Raw genomic sequence first — 18,675 nt, 5'->3', positions numbered from 1 at the left:
AGGCACGCTCGTGGCACTGACCGACGAGGCCATCGACAAGATCAAGGCGATGATCGTCGCCGGTGAGCTGGCACCCGGCTCCCGCCTGCCCAAGGAGGAGGTCCTCGCCGGACAGCTCGGTCTGTCGCGCAGTTCGCTGCGCGAGGCCGTACGGGCCCTGACCGCCATGCGCATCCTGATCACCCGGCAGGGCGACGGCACGTACGTCTCCAGCCTGGAGCCCCATCTGCTGCTGGAGAGCCTGTCCTTCGCCGCCGATGTCTCCCAGGGCCAGACCGCCCTGCAACTGCTCCAGGTGCGCCGGCTGCTCGAACCGCAGGCCACCGGACTGGCCACCGCGCTGCTGACAGCCGAGGACCTCCACGAGCTGGACGGCATCCTCGGCCGGTGCCGGTCCGCCACCACCGTCGAGGAGTTCGTCGCCCACGACATCGCCTTCCACCTGCGGATCGTCCAAGCCGTCGGCAACCCGGTGCTGTCCATGCTGCTGAGCGTGCTGTCCACCCGCACCCAACGGGTCCGCATCGTCCGCGGCAGCCGGACCCATCGGGCCGTGGACCGCGCGCACCGGGAGCACGAGGAGATCCTCCGGGCGCTCAGGGCACGCGACGCCCAGCTCGCGGTCTCCGCCGCGTCGGTCCATGTCGCCGCCGTCGAGCAATGGCTGGCGGCGAGCCTCGCCGACGGTCCTCTGGACGCGGCCGAGAACTGATCCCGTAAAAAAGAGCCGGCCTTTCTCGCACGGTGTCACGCGAGGGTGCTCTGCGTGTTTCGTAGCGGTGCGGTCCGCGGTGCGCGACCATATAAACACCGACACGGAGCAATCAGCAGGGAAACACCGAGACACCATAAGGACGGGCATGTCCGGCAGCGAAAGCGAGAACCCAGCAATCCCCTCCCCGACCCCCACACCGACTCGTCCCAGGACGAACCGGGACTGGTGGCCGAATCAGCTGGACCTTCAGGTTCTCCACCAGCACTCGCCCCGCTCCAATCCGATGGAAGAGGACTTCGACTACGCAAAAGAGTTCGCGACCCTCGACGTCGACGCGCTGAAGCGGGACGTCTTCGAGGTGATGACGGCGTCCCAGGAGTGGTGGCCCGCCGACTACGGTCACTACGGGCCGCTCTTCATCCGGATGAGCTGGCACGCCGCGGGGACGTACCGCATCGCGGACGGCCGGGGCGGGGGCGGCACCGGCGCGCAGCGCTTCGCCCCCCTCAACAGCTGGCCGGACAACGCGAGTCTCGACAAGGCACGCCGTCTGCTCTGGCCGGTGAAGCAGAAGTACGGCCGGAAAATCTCCTGGGCCGATCTTCTGGTCTTCGCCGGTAACTGTGCCATGGAATCGATGGGGTTCAAGACGTTCGGATTCGGCTTCGGGCGAGCGGACATCTGGGAACCGGAGGAAATCTTCTGGGGTCCTGAGGACACCTGGCTCGGAGATGAGCGCTACAGCGGCGACAGGGAACTCACCGGTCCTTTCGGTGCCGTGCAGATGGGACTGATCTACGTCAATCCGGAGGGGCCGAACGGCAATCCGGATCCGATGGCCGCCGCCCGGGACATTCGCGAGACGTTCGGGCGCATGGCGATGAACGACGAGGAGACGGTCGCGCTCATCGTCGGCGGCCACACCTTCGGCAAGTGTCATGGCGCGGTCGACCCCGGCTACATCGGGGCGGAACCGGAGGCCGCGCCCATCGAGCAGCAGGGGCTCGGCTGGAGGAACACCTACGGCAGCGGCAAGGGTCCCGACGCGCTCACCAGCGGGCTGGAGGGCGCGTGGACCAACGAGCCGACCAGGTGGGACAACGGCTACCTGGACAACCTGTTCGGGTACGACTGGGAGCTGACGACGAGCCCCGCCGGCGCGAAGCAGTGGACTCCGAAGGATCCCGCGGCCAAGGGCACCGTGCCCGACGCCCATGATCCGTCGAAGAGGCATGCTCCGATGATGCTGACGACGGATCTCGCGCTGAAGGTGGATCCGATCTACGGGCCGATCGCCAAGAGCTTCCACGAGAACCCGGACCAGCTCGCGGTGGCGTTCGCCAAGGCGTGGTTCAAGCTGTTGCACCGCGACATGGGACCACTGTCGCGGTACCTCGGCCCGTGGATCCCCGAGCCGCAGCTGTGGCAGGACCCCGTCCCGGAGGTCGACCACGAGCTGGTGTCGGACCAGGACATCGCCGCCCTCAAGGACAGGATCCTCGCCTCGGGCCTGTCCGTCCCGCAGCTGGTGACCACGGCCTGGGCGGCGGCGGCGAGCTTCCGCGGCACCGACAAGCGCGGCGGAGCGAACGGGGCCCGGATCCGGCTCGCTCCGCAGAAGGACTGGGAGGTCAACGCCCTCCCCGAGGTGGCCGAGGTGGTGCGGACGCTGGAGCAGCTCCAGCAGGACTTCAACCTGTCCCAGGCCGACGGGAAGAGGATCTCACTCGCCGACCTGATCGTCCTGGGCGGGTGCGCGGCCGTCGAGCGGGCCGCGAGGAACGCCGGGCACGACATCACCGTCCCGTTCGCGCCGGGGCGGACGGACGCCTCGCAGGAGCAGACGGACGTGGAGTCGTTCGCCGTGCTCGAACCGAGGGCGGACGGGTTCCGCAACTATCTGCGGGCGGGAGAGAAGCTGTCGCCGGAGACGCTCCTGCTGGACCGCGCCAACCTGTTGACGCTGACCGCTCCCGAGATGACGGTTCTGATCGGCGGCATGCGGGCCCTGAACGCCGGCTTCGACGGTTCACGGCACGGCGTCTTCACCCACCGGCCGGAGACGTTGACCACCGACTTCTTCGTGAACCTGCTCGACATGGGCACGGAGTGGAAGGTGTCGGCCTCGGACGAGAACGTCTTCGAAGGCCGCGATCGTGCCACGGGCGAGCTCAAGTGGACCGCCACCGCCGTCGACCTGATCTTCGGTTCGCACTCCCAGCTCCGAGCCGTCTCGGAGGTCTACGCGTCCGCGGACGCCGGGGAGAAGTTCGTGCGGGACTTCGTCGCCGCGTGGGACAAGGTGATGAACCTCGACCGGTTCGACCTCGCCCGAGCCCGATAGACCGAAAGATGGTGCAGACCGTGCAGACCGACGGCCGTCCGGGCCGTCGGTCAGAATTCCACGGTGAAAAAGCCGTTCTCGTCGGCCGACCCGGGTGCCATTACGCGGTAGCCGAACTGTTCCTCGAGGCTGCCGAGGTTCCAGGGCTCGGCCCGCTCGCGGTAGTTGAAGACGAGGTCCTTCGTCGCCCCGCCGTGCTTGAGGATCCGGGCGACGGCGATGTCGTCCGGGTGGCCGTGGACCTTCCCGTCGGTGGAGATCAGGTAGCGGCCGCAGTCCAGGAGACCGAGGAGCTCGTTGGAGAGGTTCTTGGCGCTGCCGTGGTGGGCGACCTTCAGGGCGTCGATCCGCAGCCGCCCGCCCTCGGCCTGGGCACGTGGCCGGATCGACGTCACCAGGCGCGGGTCGTCGGCGTCACCCGTGAGGACGATCCGGGTGCCCTCGAACTCGAACAGCAGGGCGATGCTGGTCGGATTGGTCGGGGAGGCGTCCCGCTTGAACGGCGTGGCGGCCAGCTTGTCGACGTCGATCGTCCCGAAGCGGTCGATTCCCGGCACAGGCTCTCTCTCCACCGCGTCCGCTCCCGGGATGAGTCCGGCCTCCTCGCACTTCGTCTTCCACGTCTCGATCAGCGACTCCAGCAGACGGCGGTCCGGTGCCAGTACCTCCATGGACGACCCGTCGTCGAACCAGGTCAGCGGATGGCCCACCTCGACACTGCGGCCGTCAAAGGCCTGGTTCCAGGGAAAGTGCCGGGTCATGAGCGCGGTGCTGAGCCGTTCCCCCTCCACCGCGCCGAAGCTCTCGCGGTCGTGGAGCTGGTCGAAGCCGTTGAACCATACGTCCCCGATCTCCACCGGCCGGTCGTCGTCCTCGATGAGCGCCAGCACACCGAGGATGTGGTCCTGGTCGACATGGGTCACCACGAGGACGTCGACCGGGCCGCCGAGCCCCGCGAGCAGCGGTCTGATCCGCCGGTAGGTGCCGTGGCGTCCGCCGTCGATCAGGATCCGCCGGGTGAACGCGTCATTCCCGTATTCCAGGAGCAGGCAGTCGCCGTCCTGCGCCGGGAGCATCCTGAGCCGGATCATCACGCCCTCCCCTGCCTCAGGTCGAGGATCAGGAACGGCTCGCGCAGGTCGACCAGCCAGGCCAGCTGTCTCGCCAGGTCGAGGCGGCGTGCGCAGTCGGGGTCGCCAGGGAAGGCGGAGGGCCCCTCGATGAGCCAGACGAGCCCGAGCGTGTAGAAGGGGATGCCGCGGTCGAAGGCCTCGATCAGTCCGTCCCGGGCCCACCCAAGGTCCCTCGGTCTCCTGCGCAGCAGCCGCACCGACCTCAGGATCGCCCCGTCGCTGAGCCAGGGGAAACGCTCGGCGAGCCGGACCAGCCACGGGTCCCAGCGCGTCTCGCTCTCGGAGTGGTCGGTGCCGATGAGGACGTACGACCCGGCCGCCGCCGCGAGCGGGTTCTCGACCTTGGAGTAGAGCATCGACTCGACGTCGGTGAAGAGCCTGGCCGCCATGTCCAGGGCGCCCTGAGCCATGTACGCGAGCCCCGCGCCGACCTCCGGGTCGCGGACGGCCACCGAGACGGCACTGCCGGTCGGGCTCTGCCGCAGGTTGACGAGGACCTCGACGTCGGCGTCGCCCCAGGGCCGTGGAAGGGTGACCAGCCGTACGGAGTCGGCGGCCTCCACGACGAGGAACTGCCGCTCGCCGACAGGTCCGGAACCGACCTCGAGAGGTTTGCCCCGGGCCCCGACCGGGCCGTTCGGGCGGAACCGGTAGAGCGGCGTGACCTCATCGCCGCAGTCATAGGGAGCGGGCAGGACGACGGGCTCGCCCGAGGCGATCAGCCGGGCGACCGGGCTTTCGGGCGGCGTCTTCGCCAGCTCCAGCATCGACGCGAAGGACCAGCTCGCGGGCGTGGAGTCGCCGATCCAGGTGGCGAGGGCGGTCAGGTCGACGGCTCCCCGAGGGACGGCACCGTCCGGCCCGGCGAGGGTGGCGACCATGGACCGCGAGGCCACCGACTCGGTGAAGGGCGCCTGACGGGGGCTGTGGTAGACCATGTCGGGCTCGATGTTGCCCATCAGGTACTGCCAGGAGTGGGTCTCGTACGGCGAGTCCGTCATGTTGAAGTCCACCTGGGTCTCCCGGCCTTCCACCGCCACGGCGTTCTCCGTGAGCACCAGGCCGGACGGCAGCCACGCCGACACGAGGTAGCGCCCGGGCATCACGTCGTACGACAGGGGCTGGGGCGCGACCCCGCAGGGGATCCGGATGTCACGCAGGGTCGCTCCGGTGAGGTCGGCCGAGTGGATGTCACCGAGGATCACGGCGTCGTTGGACTCCCCCGGGGACGACAGGAGGAGGCGGACGGCGAGTGAGGTGCTCATGGCCTGACCAACTTGACCAATCGGAGGCGGAACTGGGGTGGGCGGGCGTCGAGTTCGTCCCTCCGTATGTCGTCCGGGCCGAGAACGGCCTCGACCTCGTAGTGCCCGAGCGGCAGGAAGACGGGCCAGTCGCGGTCGTCGGGTTCGTCGCCGGGTGCGGGGGCCGGGCGTCGTCTGTCCTCGTGCCCGTCACGCCGGCAGACGAACGCGGCGCGCGTATTGGCAGGCGTCGACGAAGAAGACCTGCTGACTCGCGGTCCGGCGTTCCGGCCGGCGTCAGCCCGTCGTGGCCGCCGGCGGACAGAACTCGGCCGAGACGACGTTCTTGCCGCCGCCGACCCAGTCGCCGTTGAAGTTCAGGGCGATCATGTGACGGCCGTCCTTGGTGCCGAAGGCCTGCGTCGAGGAACCGTGGATGCCGCCGGAGTGGCCCCAGACCTTGATCCCGCAGCTCGTCTCGTACTCGATGAGGCCCAGGCCGTAGCGCTGGCGCGGCAGGTTGCCCTCGGTGGAGACCGTGGTCGTCATCTGCTCCAGCTGGGCGGGGCGCAGCAGCCGGCCCGTGAAGAGGGCGGTGTAGAAGCGGTTCAGGTCGGAGGAGTTGGTGACCATCTCCCCCGCCGCCCAGGCCCAGGAGGGGTTGAGTTCGGTCACGTCGTAGGTCTTCCCCGGGTCCTCCGTGAAGGTGGAGTAGTGCCGGGTGGGCGCGGGCACGTGCGGATCCGTGCCGGGGAAGTACGTGGCACGCATCCCGAGCGGTCCGGTGACACGCCGCTCGATCTCCTCGGCGTAGGGCCTGCCGGTCAGCTTCTCGATGATCAGCCCCAGCAGGAGGTAGTTGGTGTTGGAGTACTTCCAGGAGGTGCCGGGCTCGAACTGGGGCGGGTTCTGGAGGGCGAGGGCGATGACCTGTTGCGGAGTCCAGTCGTCGTACCGGGATCGGAGGAACTCGATACCCAGCACCTTCTTCGAGAACGTGGCGTCCTCGGTGTAGTTGAAGATGCCGCTGGTGTGGTTCATCAGCTGACGGACCGTTATCTTCGTGCCGTCGTGGCCGTTGCCCCGCACCAGACCGGGCAGGTAGTGGTCGACCGTGGCGTCGAGATCGGCCTTTCCCTCCGCCTGGAGCTGGAGCAGGACGGTCGCCACCAGCGTCTTGGTGACACTTCCCACGCGGAACCGATCACCGTGACCGCGGGGCTGCCGTGTGGAGAGGTCGGCGACCCCCGAGGTGCCCTTCCATACGCCGCGGGTGTCGCGTACCTCGGCCACGACGCCCGGCACGCCCGCGGCGACGGCCGCGTCCATGGCGGCCCGAGTGGCGGCGTGCCGGGACTCCCGCGTCTCCGTGGCGGTCATCGTGCCGCCGGCGGCGGCCGCGGGCGTCGTCAGCAGCAGTGTCCCTGCGGCGGCGAGCGCTGTCGCGCCCACCAGGGTCGTCCGTGTCCGGCGAGTCGACATGTGCGCCAGCCCCTCTCTCGTGTGCGGGACACGCATCCTGTCGACCGCGCCTAACGGGTGGCCAACGGCGCGCCAACGGCGCGGAGCCGACCTCCTTTGAACCCGGCTCGGCGCTGAACGAAAATGATGTTCTTCGATCGACGCGGGACGTTCGGTGTTCGGCATCCGACTCTGGGGGAAGGGACGGCGGTGAGGTTCGCGGTACTGGGATCACTCACGGCGGTCGACGACGACGGCGCGGCTGTCGCCCTCGGGGGCCCGAAGTCCCGCGCGTTGCTGGCCGCACTGCTGCTGGAGCCGAACCGCACGGTGCCGCTGGACACGGTGATGACGGTGTTGTGGGGCGAGGAGCCACCGCCGACGGCCACCGCCTCGCTGCACAACCACGTCGCCCGGCTGCGGCGAAACCTCCGCGACGTCGGCGGCACCCGGCTGCGCACCATGGCCCACGGACTCGAAATGCGGGTGGGCGAGGGCGAGTTGGACCGCGACGTGTTCGAGGGGCGAGTACGACGAGCGCAGGAAGCCCGGAGCCGGGAGGACTGGGAGGCGGTGGAGCGGGACGCCGGTGCCGCTCTGGCCCTGTGGCACGGCACACCGTTCGCCGACGTGCCCGCCCTCGCCGGCCACCCTGTCGTGTCGTTCCTCCAGGAGCAGCGGTTACAGGCGCTCGAATGCCGCTTCGAGGCGCTCCTGTGCCTCGACCGCCTCGACGGGCTGGCCGCCGAACTGGGTGTCCTGGTCAAGGAGCATCCGTTCCGGGAGGCGCTGCACCGCCAGCTGATACTCGTCCTCGGCCGCACGGACCGCCGGGCCGAAGCGCTGGCGCTCTTCCGGTCGCTGCGCCGGACCCTGGTCGAAGAACTCGGGGTGGAACCCGGCCCCGCCGTCCAGGAGGCCCACCAGGAGGTGCTCCGCGGCGCGGCCGCCCCGCACCGCGAATCGCCCGTCGCCACGACCACCGCCGCGACGGCCCCCGCGGCGGGGACGCCCCCGAGGCTGGCGCAGCTTCCGGCGCCGCCCGGTGGGTTCGTCGGCCGCGCCGAGCACATCGCCGAGATCCGCGAGGAGCTCCGGTCCGCCCGCGACCGCACCGCCCTCGCCGTGATCAGCGGAATGCCGGGCGTCGGCAAGACGGGGCTCGCCCTGCACATCGCCGAACAGCTCCGGCACGCGTTCCCCGACGGCCAGCTCTATCTGAACCTCCACGGGGCCACACCCGGCGTGGCCCCCCTGGCACCCGCCGAAGCCCTCGCCGCTCTCCTGCACGGCCTCGGGGTGGACACCCGGCGGATCCCGGGCGACGTGGGGGCCGCCTCCGCCCTGCTGCGCTCCGCGCTCGCCCCCACCCGAACACTGCTCGTCCTGGACGACGCGGCCTCGGTGAGCCAGGTACGTCCACTGCTGCCGGCCGGCGCCGGCTGCGCCGTACTGCTGACCAGCAGACGGCCGCTGGCCACCCTGGGAGCCTCCACGCACGTCCGGCTCGAGCCGCTCTCACCGCGGGACAGCGCCCTGCTGCTGGAGCGGACCTCGGGCCGCTCCTGGGCCGCGTCCGACGCCGAACCGGTCGCCCGGCTCGTGACCCTGTGCGGCCGGCTGCCCCTGGCGCTGCGGATCTCCGCGGCCCGGCTGCGGAGCCGGCGGACCCTGCCGGTGGAGAAGCTGGTGGAACGCCTGGCCCGGCAGGAGGACCGCCTGGACCACCTCGAACTGGAGGACCTCAGCGTGCGCCGCTCCCTGATGGCGGCCCATGAGGCGCTCCTGGGCTCGGGCGACCCGCACGACGCTGACGCCGCCGCGGCCCTGGTCCTCATCGGTGCGCTGGACCTGCCCGAGTACGGGGCGCCGCTGATGGCCACCGCCCTCGGCCGTACCGAGCGGATCGCCGAGCAGGCCCTGGACCGCCTGGCGGAAGTGGCCCTGCTCCAGGAGGTGTGCTGGGGCCGCTACACCCCGCACGACCTGGTCCGCGACTTCGCCCGGGAACTCGCCGGCCGGCCGGGTGAGCGGGCCCGGAACGCGGAAGCCGTCGAACGGTCCCTGCGCTGGTACCAGGAGCGGCTCGGGCACTGCGCCGCGGCCCTGCGGCCGAACCCCGGGCGAGCGCCCGAGCACCCCGGGGGCCGGCCCGGCACGGTCTTCGCCGACACCGCGGCGGCCCTCGCGTGGGGTGACGCGGAAGCGGCGAACCTGCTCTTCCTGGCCGGCTCCGGAGCGCGGGGACGCCTGGGCCCGGCCCGCACCCTCGACCTGATCAACGCCCTGTTCCCCTATCTGCACGACCGCGGCCGGGTGCGGGATCTCGAACGCCTGACGCGGCACGCGATCGCCCTCGCCCGGTCCAGCGGCAACACCGCGGCCGAAGGACGGGCGCTGGGGCAGCTCGCCACCGCGCACTACTCGGCCGGGCGCGTCGGGCAGGCGCTGCTGATCCTGGACGAGGCGGTGGAGCTCAGCGAGCACCTCCGCGACGACGTCACCCGGATGCGTCACCTCGGCAACCGGGCCGCGCTGCTGCGTGAACTCGGCCGGGACGCCGACGCCCGGGCGACGTTGGCACGGTGTCTCGCCCTGCGCCCCGACCATGTCACCGCCGGCGAGGAGGCGTTGCTGCTCGGGCACCAGGGGTACGTGGCCGAACTCAGCGACCTGCGCTCCGCCGTCTCCTACCACCTGCGCAGCAGGGAACTCGCCCGGAAGGCCGGCAGCGCCGTGATCGAGCAGGTCGCCCTGTGCAACACCGGCCGTGCTCTGCTGGCCCTCGGCGAGCCCGCCCCGGCCCTGCACAGCTTCGAGGAGGCGCTGCGGGTCATGGCCTCCGGCACGGCCCACTGGAACGCGGAGCGGGAGACGCGACTGGGCCAGGCCCAGGCACTGCGCGCGCTGGGCCGCCTCCGGGAGGCCCGGGAGGCCTGCACGGCGCTGCTCCAGGAGGCCGCCGCGCGCGGCGACTCCTACGGTCGGGGCCTGGCCGAGCACGAGTTGGGACATGTCCTGAGAGCGCTCGGAGACGAACGGGCGGCCCTGGGCCGATGGAGCAGCGCGCTGTCCGCCCTGGAGGGGACGGACGCGCAGGTACTCACCGACCTGCGTGCCCTCCTGACCACGGCTCCGTAGCGGTCACCTGCAGCCTTCGGGAACGCGTTGGAAGAACAGTCGCGGGCCCGGACGTCCCGGGCAGCGATCATGATCTGGCCGGCTCGGAGGGCTCCCTCAGAGCGCTCCCGCGTCCCTGGCCGCGTAGACCGACGGATACACCGGCCGATAGCCCAGCTCCCGGCGGATCCGGTCCGTGGAGGTGATCCCGAACCACGGGTCGGGGTCGGCCCGGGTGTACAGCTCCTCCGGGATCTCCACCCCGTTCAGCTGGTGCAACTCGACCGCCGTCACAGGCGCGTCGTCCGCGATGTTGTAGATCCGGCCGGCTGTTCCCGGCGCGTGCAGGACGCGCAGCAGGCCCTGAGCCACGTCCATGTGATGGCCCATGTGGAGGCGCTGGGTCGCGGCCCAGTCCCGGGCCCAGATCAACGACTGGGCGAGGTGCGGATCGCCCTCGCCGTAGACGAACGGGAGCCGGCCCACGCGCACGTCCAGCCCCTCCAGTGCGAGCAGTTCCCGCTCGGCCCGCGCCTTGGACTCGGTGTACGCGCCCCACATCGGCCCGCCGGGGCGGCTCTCGTCGTCCTCGGTCAACGGGCGGCCCCGTCCGACGCCGTACACCAGCGCGGTGCTGACCTGTAGGAACGTCCGCACACCGGCGGCCAGCGCGGCACGGCCCAGTTCCACGGCCGCGTCGTGGTTGACCGCCCACGCCTCGTCGTCCGGGACCCCCCGGAAGGAGGCCGCGACGTTCACGACCGCGTCCACCCCGGCCACCGCCTTGCCGAGCGCCTCCGCGTCCCGCAGATCGCCGACCACGACCTCGGCGCCCAGCTCCGCGAAGGGCTCGCCGCGCGCCGCGTCACGCACCAGCACCCGTACCCGCTCCTCCGGCCGGGTCTGCGCCAGCAGCCTCGGTACGAAACGCCGGCCGACCTGACCGGTCACACCCGTCACCAACGTCAGCATCATGTGCTCCTCTCGTCGGTGCTCAGCCTCCGCCGCAGCCGCGAGCGGCGGCAGAGACCCGTCGATCATGGGATCGGCGGTCCCTGGATAAGCCGGGCGCGCTGCGGCAGGCTTGAGGGGTGAACCGACCTGAACTCGCCGACTTCCTGCGCCGTGGCCGCGCCCGGCTGGCCCCGTCGGACGTGGGCCTGACAGCGGGCAGCCGGCGCCGCACGCCCGGCCTGCGCCGCGAGGAGGTGGCACAGCTGGCCGGCATGTCGGTGGACTACTACACGCGCCTGGAACAGTCCCGTGGACCGCGCCCGTCCCGCCAGATGCTGACGGCACTGGCCCGTGCGCTGCGCCTGACGGCCGTGGAGCAGGACCATCTGTTCCACCTGGCCGGTGAGGAGCCCCCGCGGCGCGAGACGGCGTCGGCGCACGTCCGCCCCGGGCTGCTGCTGATCCTGGACCGGCTGCACGACACACCGGCGCAGGTGGTGAACGACTGCGGCGAGGTGCTGGCCCAGAACGCGATGGCCAGGGCGCTGGTCGGCGACGTGATGTCCCGCCCTCGGCGCGAGCGCAATCTGACCCGTCTCTTCTTCCTGGACCCGGCCGCGCGCACGCTCTTCCCGGAGGAGGACCTGGCGGGACACGCGCGCACCCACGTGGCCACCCTGCGCTCGGTGGCAGCCGCCCGCCCCGACGACCCGGAACCGGCCGCGCTGGTCGCCGAACTGCGGTCTTCCAGCGAGGAGTTCGCCCGACTGTGGGACGAACACGAGGTGTCGCAGCGGGCCAGGGCGACGAAACGCTTCCTGCATCCCCTGGTCGGTCTCCTGGAACTGGACTGCGAGGTGATGGTCAGCCACGAACACCACCATCTCCTGGTCGTGCACACGCCCCGCCCGGGCACCGAGTCCTACGAACGCCTGCGGCTCCTGCGCGTGGTGGGCCTTCAGGACATGTCACCCAGCACGACCTGAACGGGCCGCGGTCGCCGCCCACTCCGGCTCCTCATCCGCCGCGGCGACGAAGTCGCCGAGCATGCCGACGATCCCCGCGCAGGGCGACCCGTTCGCTTGTCAGGCCGTGTCGGCCGCCCCAGCCAGGATCCGGGCGAGCTGGGCGGGCCTGGTGACCATGGGCCAGTGGCCCGAGTCGATGTCGGCCAAGTCGACATGCTTGGCTCGGGCGAGTTCCGGGACGTCGCCGGCGTCGATCCATTCTCGCGCCTGCGCGGGCGTGAACTCCGGGCATACGACGACGACCGGGACGTCGAACCGACGTTCGTCCCTCAGCCGCACCACGCCGTTGACCACGCCCGAGGGCACGGGAATCGCAGCAGCCGCCAGCTCTCGTCTGGCCTCGTCGTCGAGGTCGGCGGCGTCCGGCCCCTCGAAGGGGCCCCAGCCCGGGAAGGGCATGACGCCCTCCCGCACCTCGAAGAAGTCGGCGTACGGCTGTCCGTCGGCTTGCGGGAAGCCGCCTACGAGGGCGAGTTTGGCCAGCCGCTCCGGCCGCTGGTCGGCGGCCAGCCAGGCCAGCGTGCAGGCGGCGGAATGCCCCACCACCATGGGCTTGCCGGGTGCCGCGTCCACCGCGGCGAGCACCGCCGCGACCTGGTCGTCGAGTGTGGCGGTCACCGAGCCGTCCCCCTGGCCCGGGAGAGTGAGCGGCACGGGGCGGTGACCGAGCGCCTCCAGCTCGGACGCCACACGACCCCACGCCGACCCGTCCAGCCACAGGCCGCCGATGAGCAGGATGTCCATGGTGCAGTTCCCCTTCCTCTGCTTCACGGACGTCACCGTAGGCGCGGATCCGGACAATCCACTGCCGGTTCCTCCGGCGGCCACCCGAGCGCGGTGCGTGCGGTGGCGGCCCTGGAATTAGCCTGCTTCCGTGCCGAACGATCTCAGCCCCACCGCGCGAGCCCTGCGCGCCCTGGAAGTCCTTCAGGCCCGCCCCGGTACGACGGCCGGTGAACTCGCCGGGCGGCTCGGCGTCACGGAGCGGGCAGCGCGCCGATATGTCGGGATCCTCCGAGAAGCCGGCATTCCGGTGGAGTCGGTCCGGGGGCCGCACGGCGGATACCGGCTGGGGCGCGGCACAAGGCTGCCGCCTGTGCATTTCACGCAGTCCGAGGCCCTCGGCCTGGTGATGGCGGTACTCAGCGGCCAGCCGGCCGCGGCCGACCCCGACGACCTGATCGGTACCGCGCTGGGCAAGGTCGTCAAGGCGCTGCCGGAGAGCGTCGGCCAACAGGCGGCCATGCTGCGGCGGTACGCGTCGGCCGCACCGGATCCGCTCTCGGCCCGCCCCGATCCGGCCATCACCAGCGAGCTCGTCGACGCCGTCGCGGCCCGGCTGCGCGTGCTGGTCACCTACCGCAGCGAGGCGGGCAACGAGTGGGAGACGGAGGTGGATCCCTGGTCCATCGTCGTCCGCTACGGGCGCTGGTACCTGCTGTGCCACTCTCGTCGTGCGGACGCGATCCGCACCTACCGAGTCGACCGAATCGTCGCGGTCCGGCCGACGGGGCACGGGTTCGAGCCGCCCAGGGGCCTCGATCCGGTGGCGGTGCTGGAGGAGAACCTGGGCGTGGGATGGGAGTTCGCCACCCGGGTGGTGTTCGACGCGCCCCTGAGCGAGGTGGCCCCGTGGATCCGCCCGCCCATGGGGCGCCTTGAGCCCTTGGGGGATGGATGCCTGCTGGTCGGCAGCACCCGCAACCCGCACATGTACGCGCAGGAATGGCTGGCGAGGATTCCGTTCGCTTTCCGTATCGAGGGCGGGGAGGAACTGCGTGCCGCGGCCGAGGCACTCGCGGCCCGCCTCACCGCCGCCGTGACGGACCCGCCCTGACGGGGCCTTCGCCCCGGCCCGTCTACGCCGCTCTCGGTATACCGCTGCGGAGCACCGCCGACCCCTCCCAAGCGCCCCCTCATGTGGACGACAGTGGACGACAGGACCTCTGGGCCGTGCCGTCGCCCGGCGGTCACGAGGCCCGCCTACGCGGGCGGCGTGCCGCTCTGTTCCGCCTTGCGGTGGCGTGCGGCGAGGCGGGAGCCGGATTCGCGGCGGGCGGCGCGCCGCAGCAGGGGTACCGCGAGGAGGAAGCCGATGACCGCCCAGGCGGTCAGGACCAGGGCGACCATGGGCAGTTCCCAGGCGCCGGCCGCCTCGGCGGTGCGTGCGGAGTCCGGGAGCAGCGCCGAACGCAGGCCCTGCGCCATCCACTTGAGCGGGAAGACCGCCGCCACCTGCTGGACCGGCACGGGCAGCGAGGTGATCGGGAACACCGCCCCTGAGGTGATCAGCAGACCCATCGTCGGCAGCATGATCAACGCCAGTGCCTCGCGGGGGTTGGGCAGTACGGCGCCTATGGCCGCGCCGAGCGGTACGACGGCGAGCAGCCCGAGCGTGGTGACCCACACGAGCGTCAGCCAATCGCCCGGCCCGTGCGGCAGTGGCCCGTCCACCAGCAGCGCCGCGGCCGCCAGGAGCAGCGCCAGGGTGCCGACCGCCACGGCGACGATCAGCAGGCACTTGGCGACGAGGTAGGCCGGTATCCCGCCGGGCGTGGCGCGCAGCCGCAGCAGGGCGCCCTCCTCCCGCTCGGTCACGAGGATCTGCGGGAGGTTGATCAGCCCGATCTGGAACAACAGGTAGGCGGCGAAGCCCGCCAGGATCAGATGGGCCATCGGGGTCCGGGTGCCGGGCACGTCGTCGCTGACGTAGGCGGCGACGAGCAGCGCGACGGCCACGTTGGTCAGATGGCCGGACATCTCCTTGCCGTTGCGCAGGAGGTGCCGCAGCTCGATGCCGCCGCGCTGGATCCCGGCACGCCAGCTGTTCGTCATGGGTGTCCCTCTCATGCGGCCGGTTCCTCCTCGTCCGCGGCCCCGTCCGTGCGGTCGGCCTCCCGGTGCACCATGTGCAGGTAGGTGTCCTCCAGCGTCGGGCGGCGGACCTCCAGGTCGGCGATCGGGCCGTCCGCGTGCCGGTGGAGTTCCCAGACCAGCCGTGAGGGGTCGTCGGTGCGTTCGCGGCGGGGCGTGCCGTCGTCGGCGGTCCAGCGGACCTCGGCCTGTGCGGCGGCCCGCCGGGCCAGTTCCGCGGGCGTGCCACAGGCTCGGATCCGGCCGCCGACCAGCATGGCGATCCGGTCGGCGAGCCGCTCGGCCTCCGCCAGGTCGTGGGTGGTGAGCAGGACGGTGACGCCGTCGTCGCGGGCCAGCCGTTCGACCAGGACGTGGAACTCGTGCCGCGCCTGCGGGTCGAAGCCGGTGGTCGGCTCGTCCAGGAAGAGCAGTTCGGGGCGGCCGACGATGCCGAGCGCGACGTCCAGCCGCCGGCGCTGGCCGCCGGACAGCCGGTCCACCTGCCGGCCGGCCTGGTCGGTGAGGCCGACCAGGGCCAGCAGTTCGGCCGGGTCGCGGGGGTCGGGGTAGTACGTCGCGAAGTGCCTCAGTAACTCGGCGACCCGCCAGCGGCGGTGGTCGCGCCAGGACTGCAGGACCAGGCCGATCCGGGCCCGCCACGCGTCGTCGCCCCGCTCCGGGTCCATGCCGAGGACGCTCACCTCCCCGCCGGAACGCCGCCGGAAGCCCTCCAGGATCTCGACGGTGGTGGTCTTCCCGGCGCCGTTGGGCCCGAGCAGCGCGAAGACCTCGCCGCGGTGGATGTCCAGGTCGACGCCGTGCAGGACGTCGATGTCGCCGTACGTCATCCTCACGTCGCGCGCGTGGACGACGGGGCGGTCGGGTGTGTGCCGCGGCGTCATCGTCCTGCCCCCGAGTGGTGTCGCCGTCCTGGTGATGTGTCGGCCGCCGCCCGGGGAGCAGCGCCCTCGACGATCGCGCGGAGCGCCGCGACATGCCCCTCGAAGGCGGCACGGCCACGGCCCGTCAGCCGCACCCTGGTGCGCCGCTTGCGGCCGCCGCCCTCCTTGTGGAGCTCCAGGTATCCGGCCTCCTCCAGGGTGTGCAGCTGCTTGGAGAGCGCGGAGTCGCTGAGCGAGAGGCTGTCACGGACGAACGCGAAGTCCGCCCATTCCGTCGCCGCGAGCAGCGCGACCACCGACAGCCGGGTCGCGGGATGGATCAGCTCGTCGAAGCCGCTGGGAGTGCTCATCGGCCCGCCCCCGCGCCCGCTGCCCCCGAGCCCGCCGTCCGTGCGCCACGGTCCCGCGCCGACCGGGCCGCCCAGCGGCTCGTCGGCCCCACGCACACCACGAACACCGCCGCCGAGACGGTGGCCTGGATCAGACTGGCGTACATCGGCTCCAGGGAGTCGGCAAGACGGCCGGACAGCACGGTCGTCCCGCCGGTCACCACCGCCCCCGCGACGAAGGCGCCCACCATCCGTGGGGTGCAGCGGGTGTGGTGCAGGCGCACCCGGCTGCGGCGGTTGTGGAGCACGCCCAGCACGCTCAGCAGCGCGATGTACACCGCGACAGCCAGCCCCACGCCCCACCCGGGCAGGTCCAGGCCCAGACCGGCCAGGAAGACCCACATCAGCGCGGCCGTGGCCCAGGTGGTGCCCGAGCCGCCCGCGGCGGACCGCTCGACCTCGTCGTACACCCGCTCCTGCGGCACCCGGATGCGCTGGAGATCCCTCCATGCCTGTTCGGCATCCACTGACGTGCTCACGGCCTCGCCCTCCCCGTCCGGCTTTACTTTCCTACGAGGAAAGTTATCTTTGACTTTCCTCGCAGGCAAGTCGACCGGTGGTCGGCGCCGGCCCCCTCCCCCAGCGGCCGGTCGACGTACGTCGCACTATGACCAGGGCAGGACCAGGGCGCCCCAGGCGACGACGGGGCCGAGCGCGACGATTCCGCCGGTGTAGCCGATGACCTGGCGATAGAAGCGGCGGGAGTCCACCCCACGGGCGTTGCTGAGGACGAGTGCTCCGTTGGTCGAGAAGGGAGAGGTGTCGACGATCGTCGTGGAGACGGCGAGCGCGGCGATCAGTCCGGCGCCGTTGAGGTGACTGGAGAGCAGCAGCGGTACGGCGATGGGGATGATCGCTGTGAGAATCGCCGTGGAGGACGCGAAGGCGGAGGTGATGGCCACGGTGAAGCACAGCAGCAGGGCGACGAGGAGCGGGGCGCCCAGGTTGGCGGCATGTTCGGAGATCTCCTCGATGATGCCGGCCTTCTCCAGCATCGCGATGTACGTCATCATGCCCGCGACCAGCAGCAGGGTGGACCAGCTGACGCCGTCCACGGCCTTCTCCTGCCGCTTCATGTCCACCAGGGCCAGGAGGGCGCCGGCAGCCAGCGCGAGGAATCCGATCTCCAACTGGAAGCCGAGCGCGCCGACGACGAGGGCCACCAGGCAGGCGAGGGTGAGCCACTGCCGCCAGTCGGGCCTGCCGGAGACGGCGAGGTCCTCGTCGCCGGCCGCCTCCGCGGCGCCCTCGGCCAGCGGGGCGGGACGCTTGGCGAGCAGGGCGTAGGTGAGGATCGAGAGCACCAGGTTGATCACGAAGCTGGCGCTGAACAGTGCCACGGCGGAGACCTGCAGATCGGTCTTGTCGACGAGGCCGAGCACCAGCGCACCGGAGACGGCCAGCGGGGAGAACGCGCCCGCGTGCCCGCCGCTGATCACCATCATGCCGACGACCAGCGGGTTGAGCTTGTAGCGGTAGGCGAAGTTCATGCCGATCGGCGCGAGGATCGCGACCGCGGCCGGGGTGAACGTGCCGAACGCCGTCAGCAGGGCGGCCACGAGGAACAGCACCCAGGGGATGAGCTCTACCTTGCCGCGTACCAGCCGCCCCCCGGCCGCGACGAGCCAGTCGATGGTGCCGTTGCGGCGGGCGACGGAGAACAGGTAGGTGACTCCGACGATGGTGACGAAGAGCTTCGCCGGGAACCCCTCGAAGATCTCGTCCTCGGTGAGGCCGAGCGAGGCGGTCCCGACCCCGAAGGTGGCGACGAAGGCGAGGATGCCCAGGTTGATCGGCAGTACGGTGCCGACCACGAACATCACCAGCAGGGCGCCTATGGAGATCCCTTCAGCAGACATCTTTGTCCTTGGTGCGGTGGGGACGGGGTGGCGCGCCCCGAGGGCGCGAGGGTATCCGGGGGCAGACGGCTGGGAGCCGGCCTGACGAGGTGATGTTCGTCGCGGCTCAGGCGGCTTGCGGGCTGCCTGCTTCCGGTACGTAGATGCGGGCGTCGGCGAGCAGACGGGCCGCGCGCTGCACGGTGACCCGGTGCGGCAGACCGTCCCTTACATCGGTGCAGCGGACCGCGACGACGCCGGCGGGCGTGCCGAGGCGCAACCACTCGTCGGTCGGGCCGCCCGTGGTCCGGGAGACCACGGACTCCTCCAGCAGCCCGGCCGCCGCGACGGCGACGGCGGAGGTCAGGCCGATCGCGGGGTGCGGTGCGTTCATGGTGAGCATGCGCACCGACACGTCGTAGTCCTCGGCACCGACCGGTTCACCGAGGGTGGTGGTGTACGGCACCGGCGGGCCGACCAGGCCCACCTTGGGCACCGCGTCGCCCGGTTCCTCTCCCGGCTGGAGCAGCCCCATCAGGGGTGCGGCGGCATGACGGACGGTGCGCAGCCAGGGGACGTCCGCGCTCATCCGCTCCAGTGACTCGGCACCGGTACGCCCGGCACTGGCGGCGTCGACGAGGACGATCGGAGCTCCCGCGGTCACCATGCTCACGCGTACCGGCTCGGCGGC

General features: G+C 71.5%; 16 protein-coding genes. 5 read left to right on the top strand and 11 right to left on the bottom strand.

What is annotated here, in order from left to right; all coding sequences use genetic code 11:
- Positions 1–10: 10 nt before the first annotated feature.
- Positions 11–712 (top strand): FadR/GntR family transcriptional regulator, encoded by a 702-nt coding sequence (locus tag ALMP_RS40820; protein WP_264937061.1) that lies wholly within the window; start codon positions 11–13, stop codon positions 710–712.
- Positions 713–860: 148 nt separating this feature from the next.
- Positions 861–3,059: a catalase/peroxidase HPI gene (gene katG, locus ALMP_RS40815; RefSeq protein ID WP_264937060.1), complete on the top strand. Its 2,199-nt coding sequence runs from the start codon at positions 861–863 to the stop codon at positions 3,057–3,059.
- A gap of 50 nt (positions 3,060–3,109) precedes the next feature.
- On the opposite strand, the gene ALMP_RS40810 is transcribed toward katG, so the two are convergent.
- The 3 genes from ALMP_RS40810 to ALMP_RS40800 all read right to left on the bottom strand — a co-directional run bounded on the left by ALMP_RS40810 (position 3,110) and on the right by ALMP_RS40800 (position 6,918).
- A complete protein-coding gene (locus tag ALMP_RS40810) occupies positions 3,110–4,150 on the bottom strand; it encodes a ComEC/Rec2 family competence protein (RefSeq protein ID WP_264937059.1) in 1,041 nt (346 codons plus the stop codon).
- Positions 4,150–5,457 carry a hypothetical protein gene (locus ALMP_RS40805; protein ID WP_264937058.1) on the bottom strand — a complete coding sequence of 436 codons (1,308 nt, stop codon included), beginning with the start codon at positions 5,455–5,457 and terminating at the stop codon, positions 4,150–4,152. Before ALMP_RS40805 ends, ALMP_RS40810 begins: the two co-directional genes overlap by 1 nt.
- A 276-nt stretch (positions 5,458–5,733) precedes the next feature.
- The gene (locus ALMP_RS40800; RefSeq protein WP_264937056.1) at positions 5,734–6,918 is read right to left on the bottom strand and encodes a serine hydrolase; all 1,185 of its coding nucleotides are present in this window, start codon (positions 6,916–6,918) and stop codon (positions 5,734–5,736) included.
- Positions 6,919–7,107: 189 nt separating this feature from the next.
- On the opposite strand from ALMP_RS40800, the gene ALMP_RS40795 reads away from it, so the two are divergent.
- Positions 7,108–10,038, top strand: a complete 2,931-nt coding sequence (locus ALMP_RS40795) for a BTAD domain-containing putative transcriptional regulator (protein ID WP_264937055.1) — start codon at positions 7,108–7,110, stop codon at positions 10,036–10,038.
- 96 nt (positions 10,039–10,134) lie between these two features.
- Here the strand turns inward: ALMP_RS40795 and ALMP_RS40790 are convergent, their stop codons facing one another.
- Complete coding sequence (locus ALMP_RS40790; RefSeq protein ID WP_264937177.1) at positions 10,135–10,989, bottom strand: NAD(P)-dependent oxidoreductase; 855 nt, start codon at positions 10,987–10,989, stop codon at positions 10,135–10,137.
- Between the two features lie 119 nt (positions 10,990–11,108).
- Here ALMP_RS40790 and ALMP_RS40785 point away from each other — a divergent pair, with 119 nt between their 5' ends.
- Entirely contained in the window at positions 11,109–11,957 is an 849-nt protein-coding gene (locus tag ALMP_RS40785; RefSeq protein ID WP_264937054.1) for a helix-turn-helix transcriptional regulator, read from the top strand.
- 99 nt (positions 11,958–12,056) lie between these two features.
- On the opposite strand, the gene ALMP_RS40780 is transcribed toward ALMP_RS40785, so the two are convergent.
- Positions 12,057–12,743, bottom strand: a complete 687-nt coding sequence (locus tag ALMP_RS40780; protein ID WP_264937176.1) for an alpha/beta fold hydrolase — start codon at positions 12,741–12,743, stop codon at positions 12,057–12,059.
- 130 nt (positions 12,744–12,873) lie between these two features.
- Between ALMP_RS40780 and ALMP_RS40775 the strand changes: the two genes are divergently transcribed.
- A complete protein-coding gene (locus ALMP_RS40775) occupies positions 12,874–13,836 on the top strand; it encodes a YafY family protein (protein ID WP_264937053.1) in 963 nt (320 codons plus the stop codon).
- A gap of 146 nt (positions 13,837–13,982) precedes the next feature.
- Here the strand turns inward: ALMP_RS40775 and ALMP_RS40770 are convergent, their stop codons facing one another.
- The 6 genes from ALMP_RS40770 to ALMP_RS40745 form a co-directional block, all read right to left on the bottom strand.
- The gene (locus tag ALMP_RS40770) at positions 13,983–14,849 is read right to left on the bottom strand and encodes an ABC transporter permease (RefSeq protein ID WP_264937052.1); all 867 of its coding nucleotides are present in this window, start codon (positions 14,847–14,849) and stop codon (positions 13,983–13,985) included.
- Complete coding sequence (locus ALMP_RS40765) at positions 14,846–15,757, bottom strand: ABC transporter ATP-binding protein (protein ID WP_264937051.1); 912 nt, start codon at positions 15,755–15,757, stop codon at positions 14,846–14,848. Before ALMP_RS40765 ends, ALMP_RS40770 begins: the two co-directional genes overlap by 4 nt.
- Positions 15,754–16,107 carry a transcriptional regulator gene (locus ALMP_RS40760; protein WP_264937050.1) on the bottom strand — a complete coding sequence of 118 codons (354 nt, stop codon included), beginning with the start codon at positions 16,105–16,107 and terminating at the stop codon, positions 15,754–15,756. The genes ALMP_RS40765 and ALMP_RS40760 overlap by 4 nt, the downstream gene beginning before the upstream one ends.
- Positions 16,104–16,625, bottom strand: coding sequence for a hypothetical protein (locus ALMP_RS40755; protein WP_264937048.1), 522 nt, complete (start codon positions 16,623–16,625; stop codon positions 16,104–16,106). Before ALMP_RS40755 ends, ALMP_RS40760 begins: the two co-directional genes overlap by 4 nt.
- Positions 16,626–16,751: 126 nt before the next feature.
- On the bottom strand, positions 16,752–18,005 hold the full coding sequence (locus ALMP_RS40750; RefSeq protein WP_264937047.1) for an SLC13 family permease: 1,254 nt from the start codon (positions 18,003–18,005) through the stop codon (positions 16,752–16,754).
- 106 nt (positions 18,006–18,111) lie between these two features.
- A partial coding sequence (locus ALMP_RS40745) for a PrpF domain-containing protein (protein ID WP_309299614.1) occupies positions 18,112–18,675 on the bottom strand: 564 nt, incomplete at its 5' end.

The sequence above is a fragment of the Streptomyces sp. A012304 genome (genome assembly GCF_026008495.1).
Taxonomy (GTDB): Bacteria; Actinomycetota; Actinomycetes; order Streptomycetales; family Streptomycetaceae; genus Streptomyces.
The sequence above is the reverse complement of the archived record's forward strand: the minus strand, read 5'-3'. Positions and strand labels throughout refer to the sequence as shown.

Excerpts from the sequence above, each read along its gene's own strand:
- ALMP_RS40810 (WP_264937059.1), bottom strand. The coding sequence starts at position 4,150 with ATGATCCGGCTCAGGATGCTCCCGGCGCAGGACGGCGACTGCCTGCTC.
- ALMP_RS40790 (WP_264937177.1), bottom strand. The coding sequence starts at position 10,989 with ATGCTGACGTTGGTGACGGGTGTGACCGGTCAGGTCGGCCGGCGTTTC.
- katG (WP_264937060.1), top strand. The coding sequence starts at position 861 with ATGTCCGGCAGCGAAAGCGAGAACCCAGCAATCCCCTCCCCGACCCCC.
- ALMP_RS40800 (WP_264937056.1), bottom strand. The coding sequence starts at position 6,918 with ATGTCGACTCGCCGGACACGGACGACCCTGGTGGGCGCGACAGCGCTC.
- ALMP_RS40750 (WP_264937047.1), bottom strand. The coding sequence starts at position 18,005 with ATGTCTGCTGAAGGGATCTCCATAGGCGCCCTGCTGGTGATGTTCGTG.
- ALMP_RS40770 (WP_264937052.1), bottom strand. The coding sequence starts at position 14,849 with ATGAGAGGGACACCCATGACGAACAGCTGGCGTGCCGGGATCCAGCGC.
- ALMP_RS40765 (WP_264937051.1), bottom strand. The coding sequence starts at position 15,757 with ATGACGCCGCGGCACACACCCGACCGCCCCGTCGTCCACGCGCGCGAC.
- ALMP_RS40780 (WP_264937176.1), bottom strand. The coding sequence starts at position 12,743 with ATGGACATCCTGCTCATCGGCGGCCTGTGGCTGGACGGGTCGGCGTGG.
- ALMP_RS40760 (WP_264937050.1), bottom strand. The coding sequence starts at position 16,107 with ATGAGCACTCCCAGCGGCTTCGACGAGCTGATCCATCCCGCGACCCGG.
- ALMP_RS40805 (WP_264937058.1), bottom strand. The coding sequence starts at position 5,457 with ATGAGCACCTCACTCGCCGTCCGCCTCCTCCTGTCGTCCCCGGGGGAG.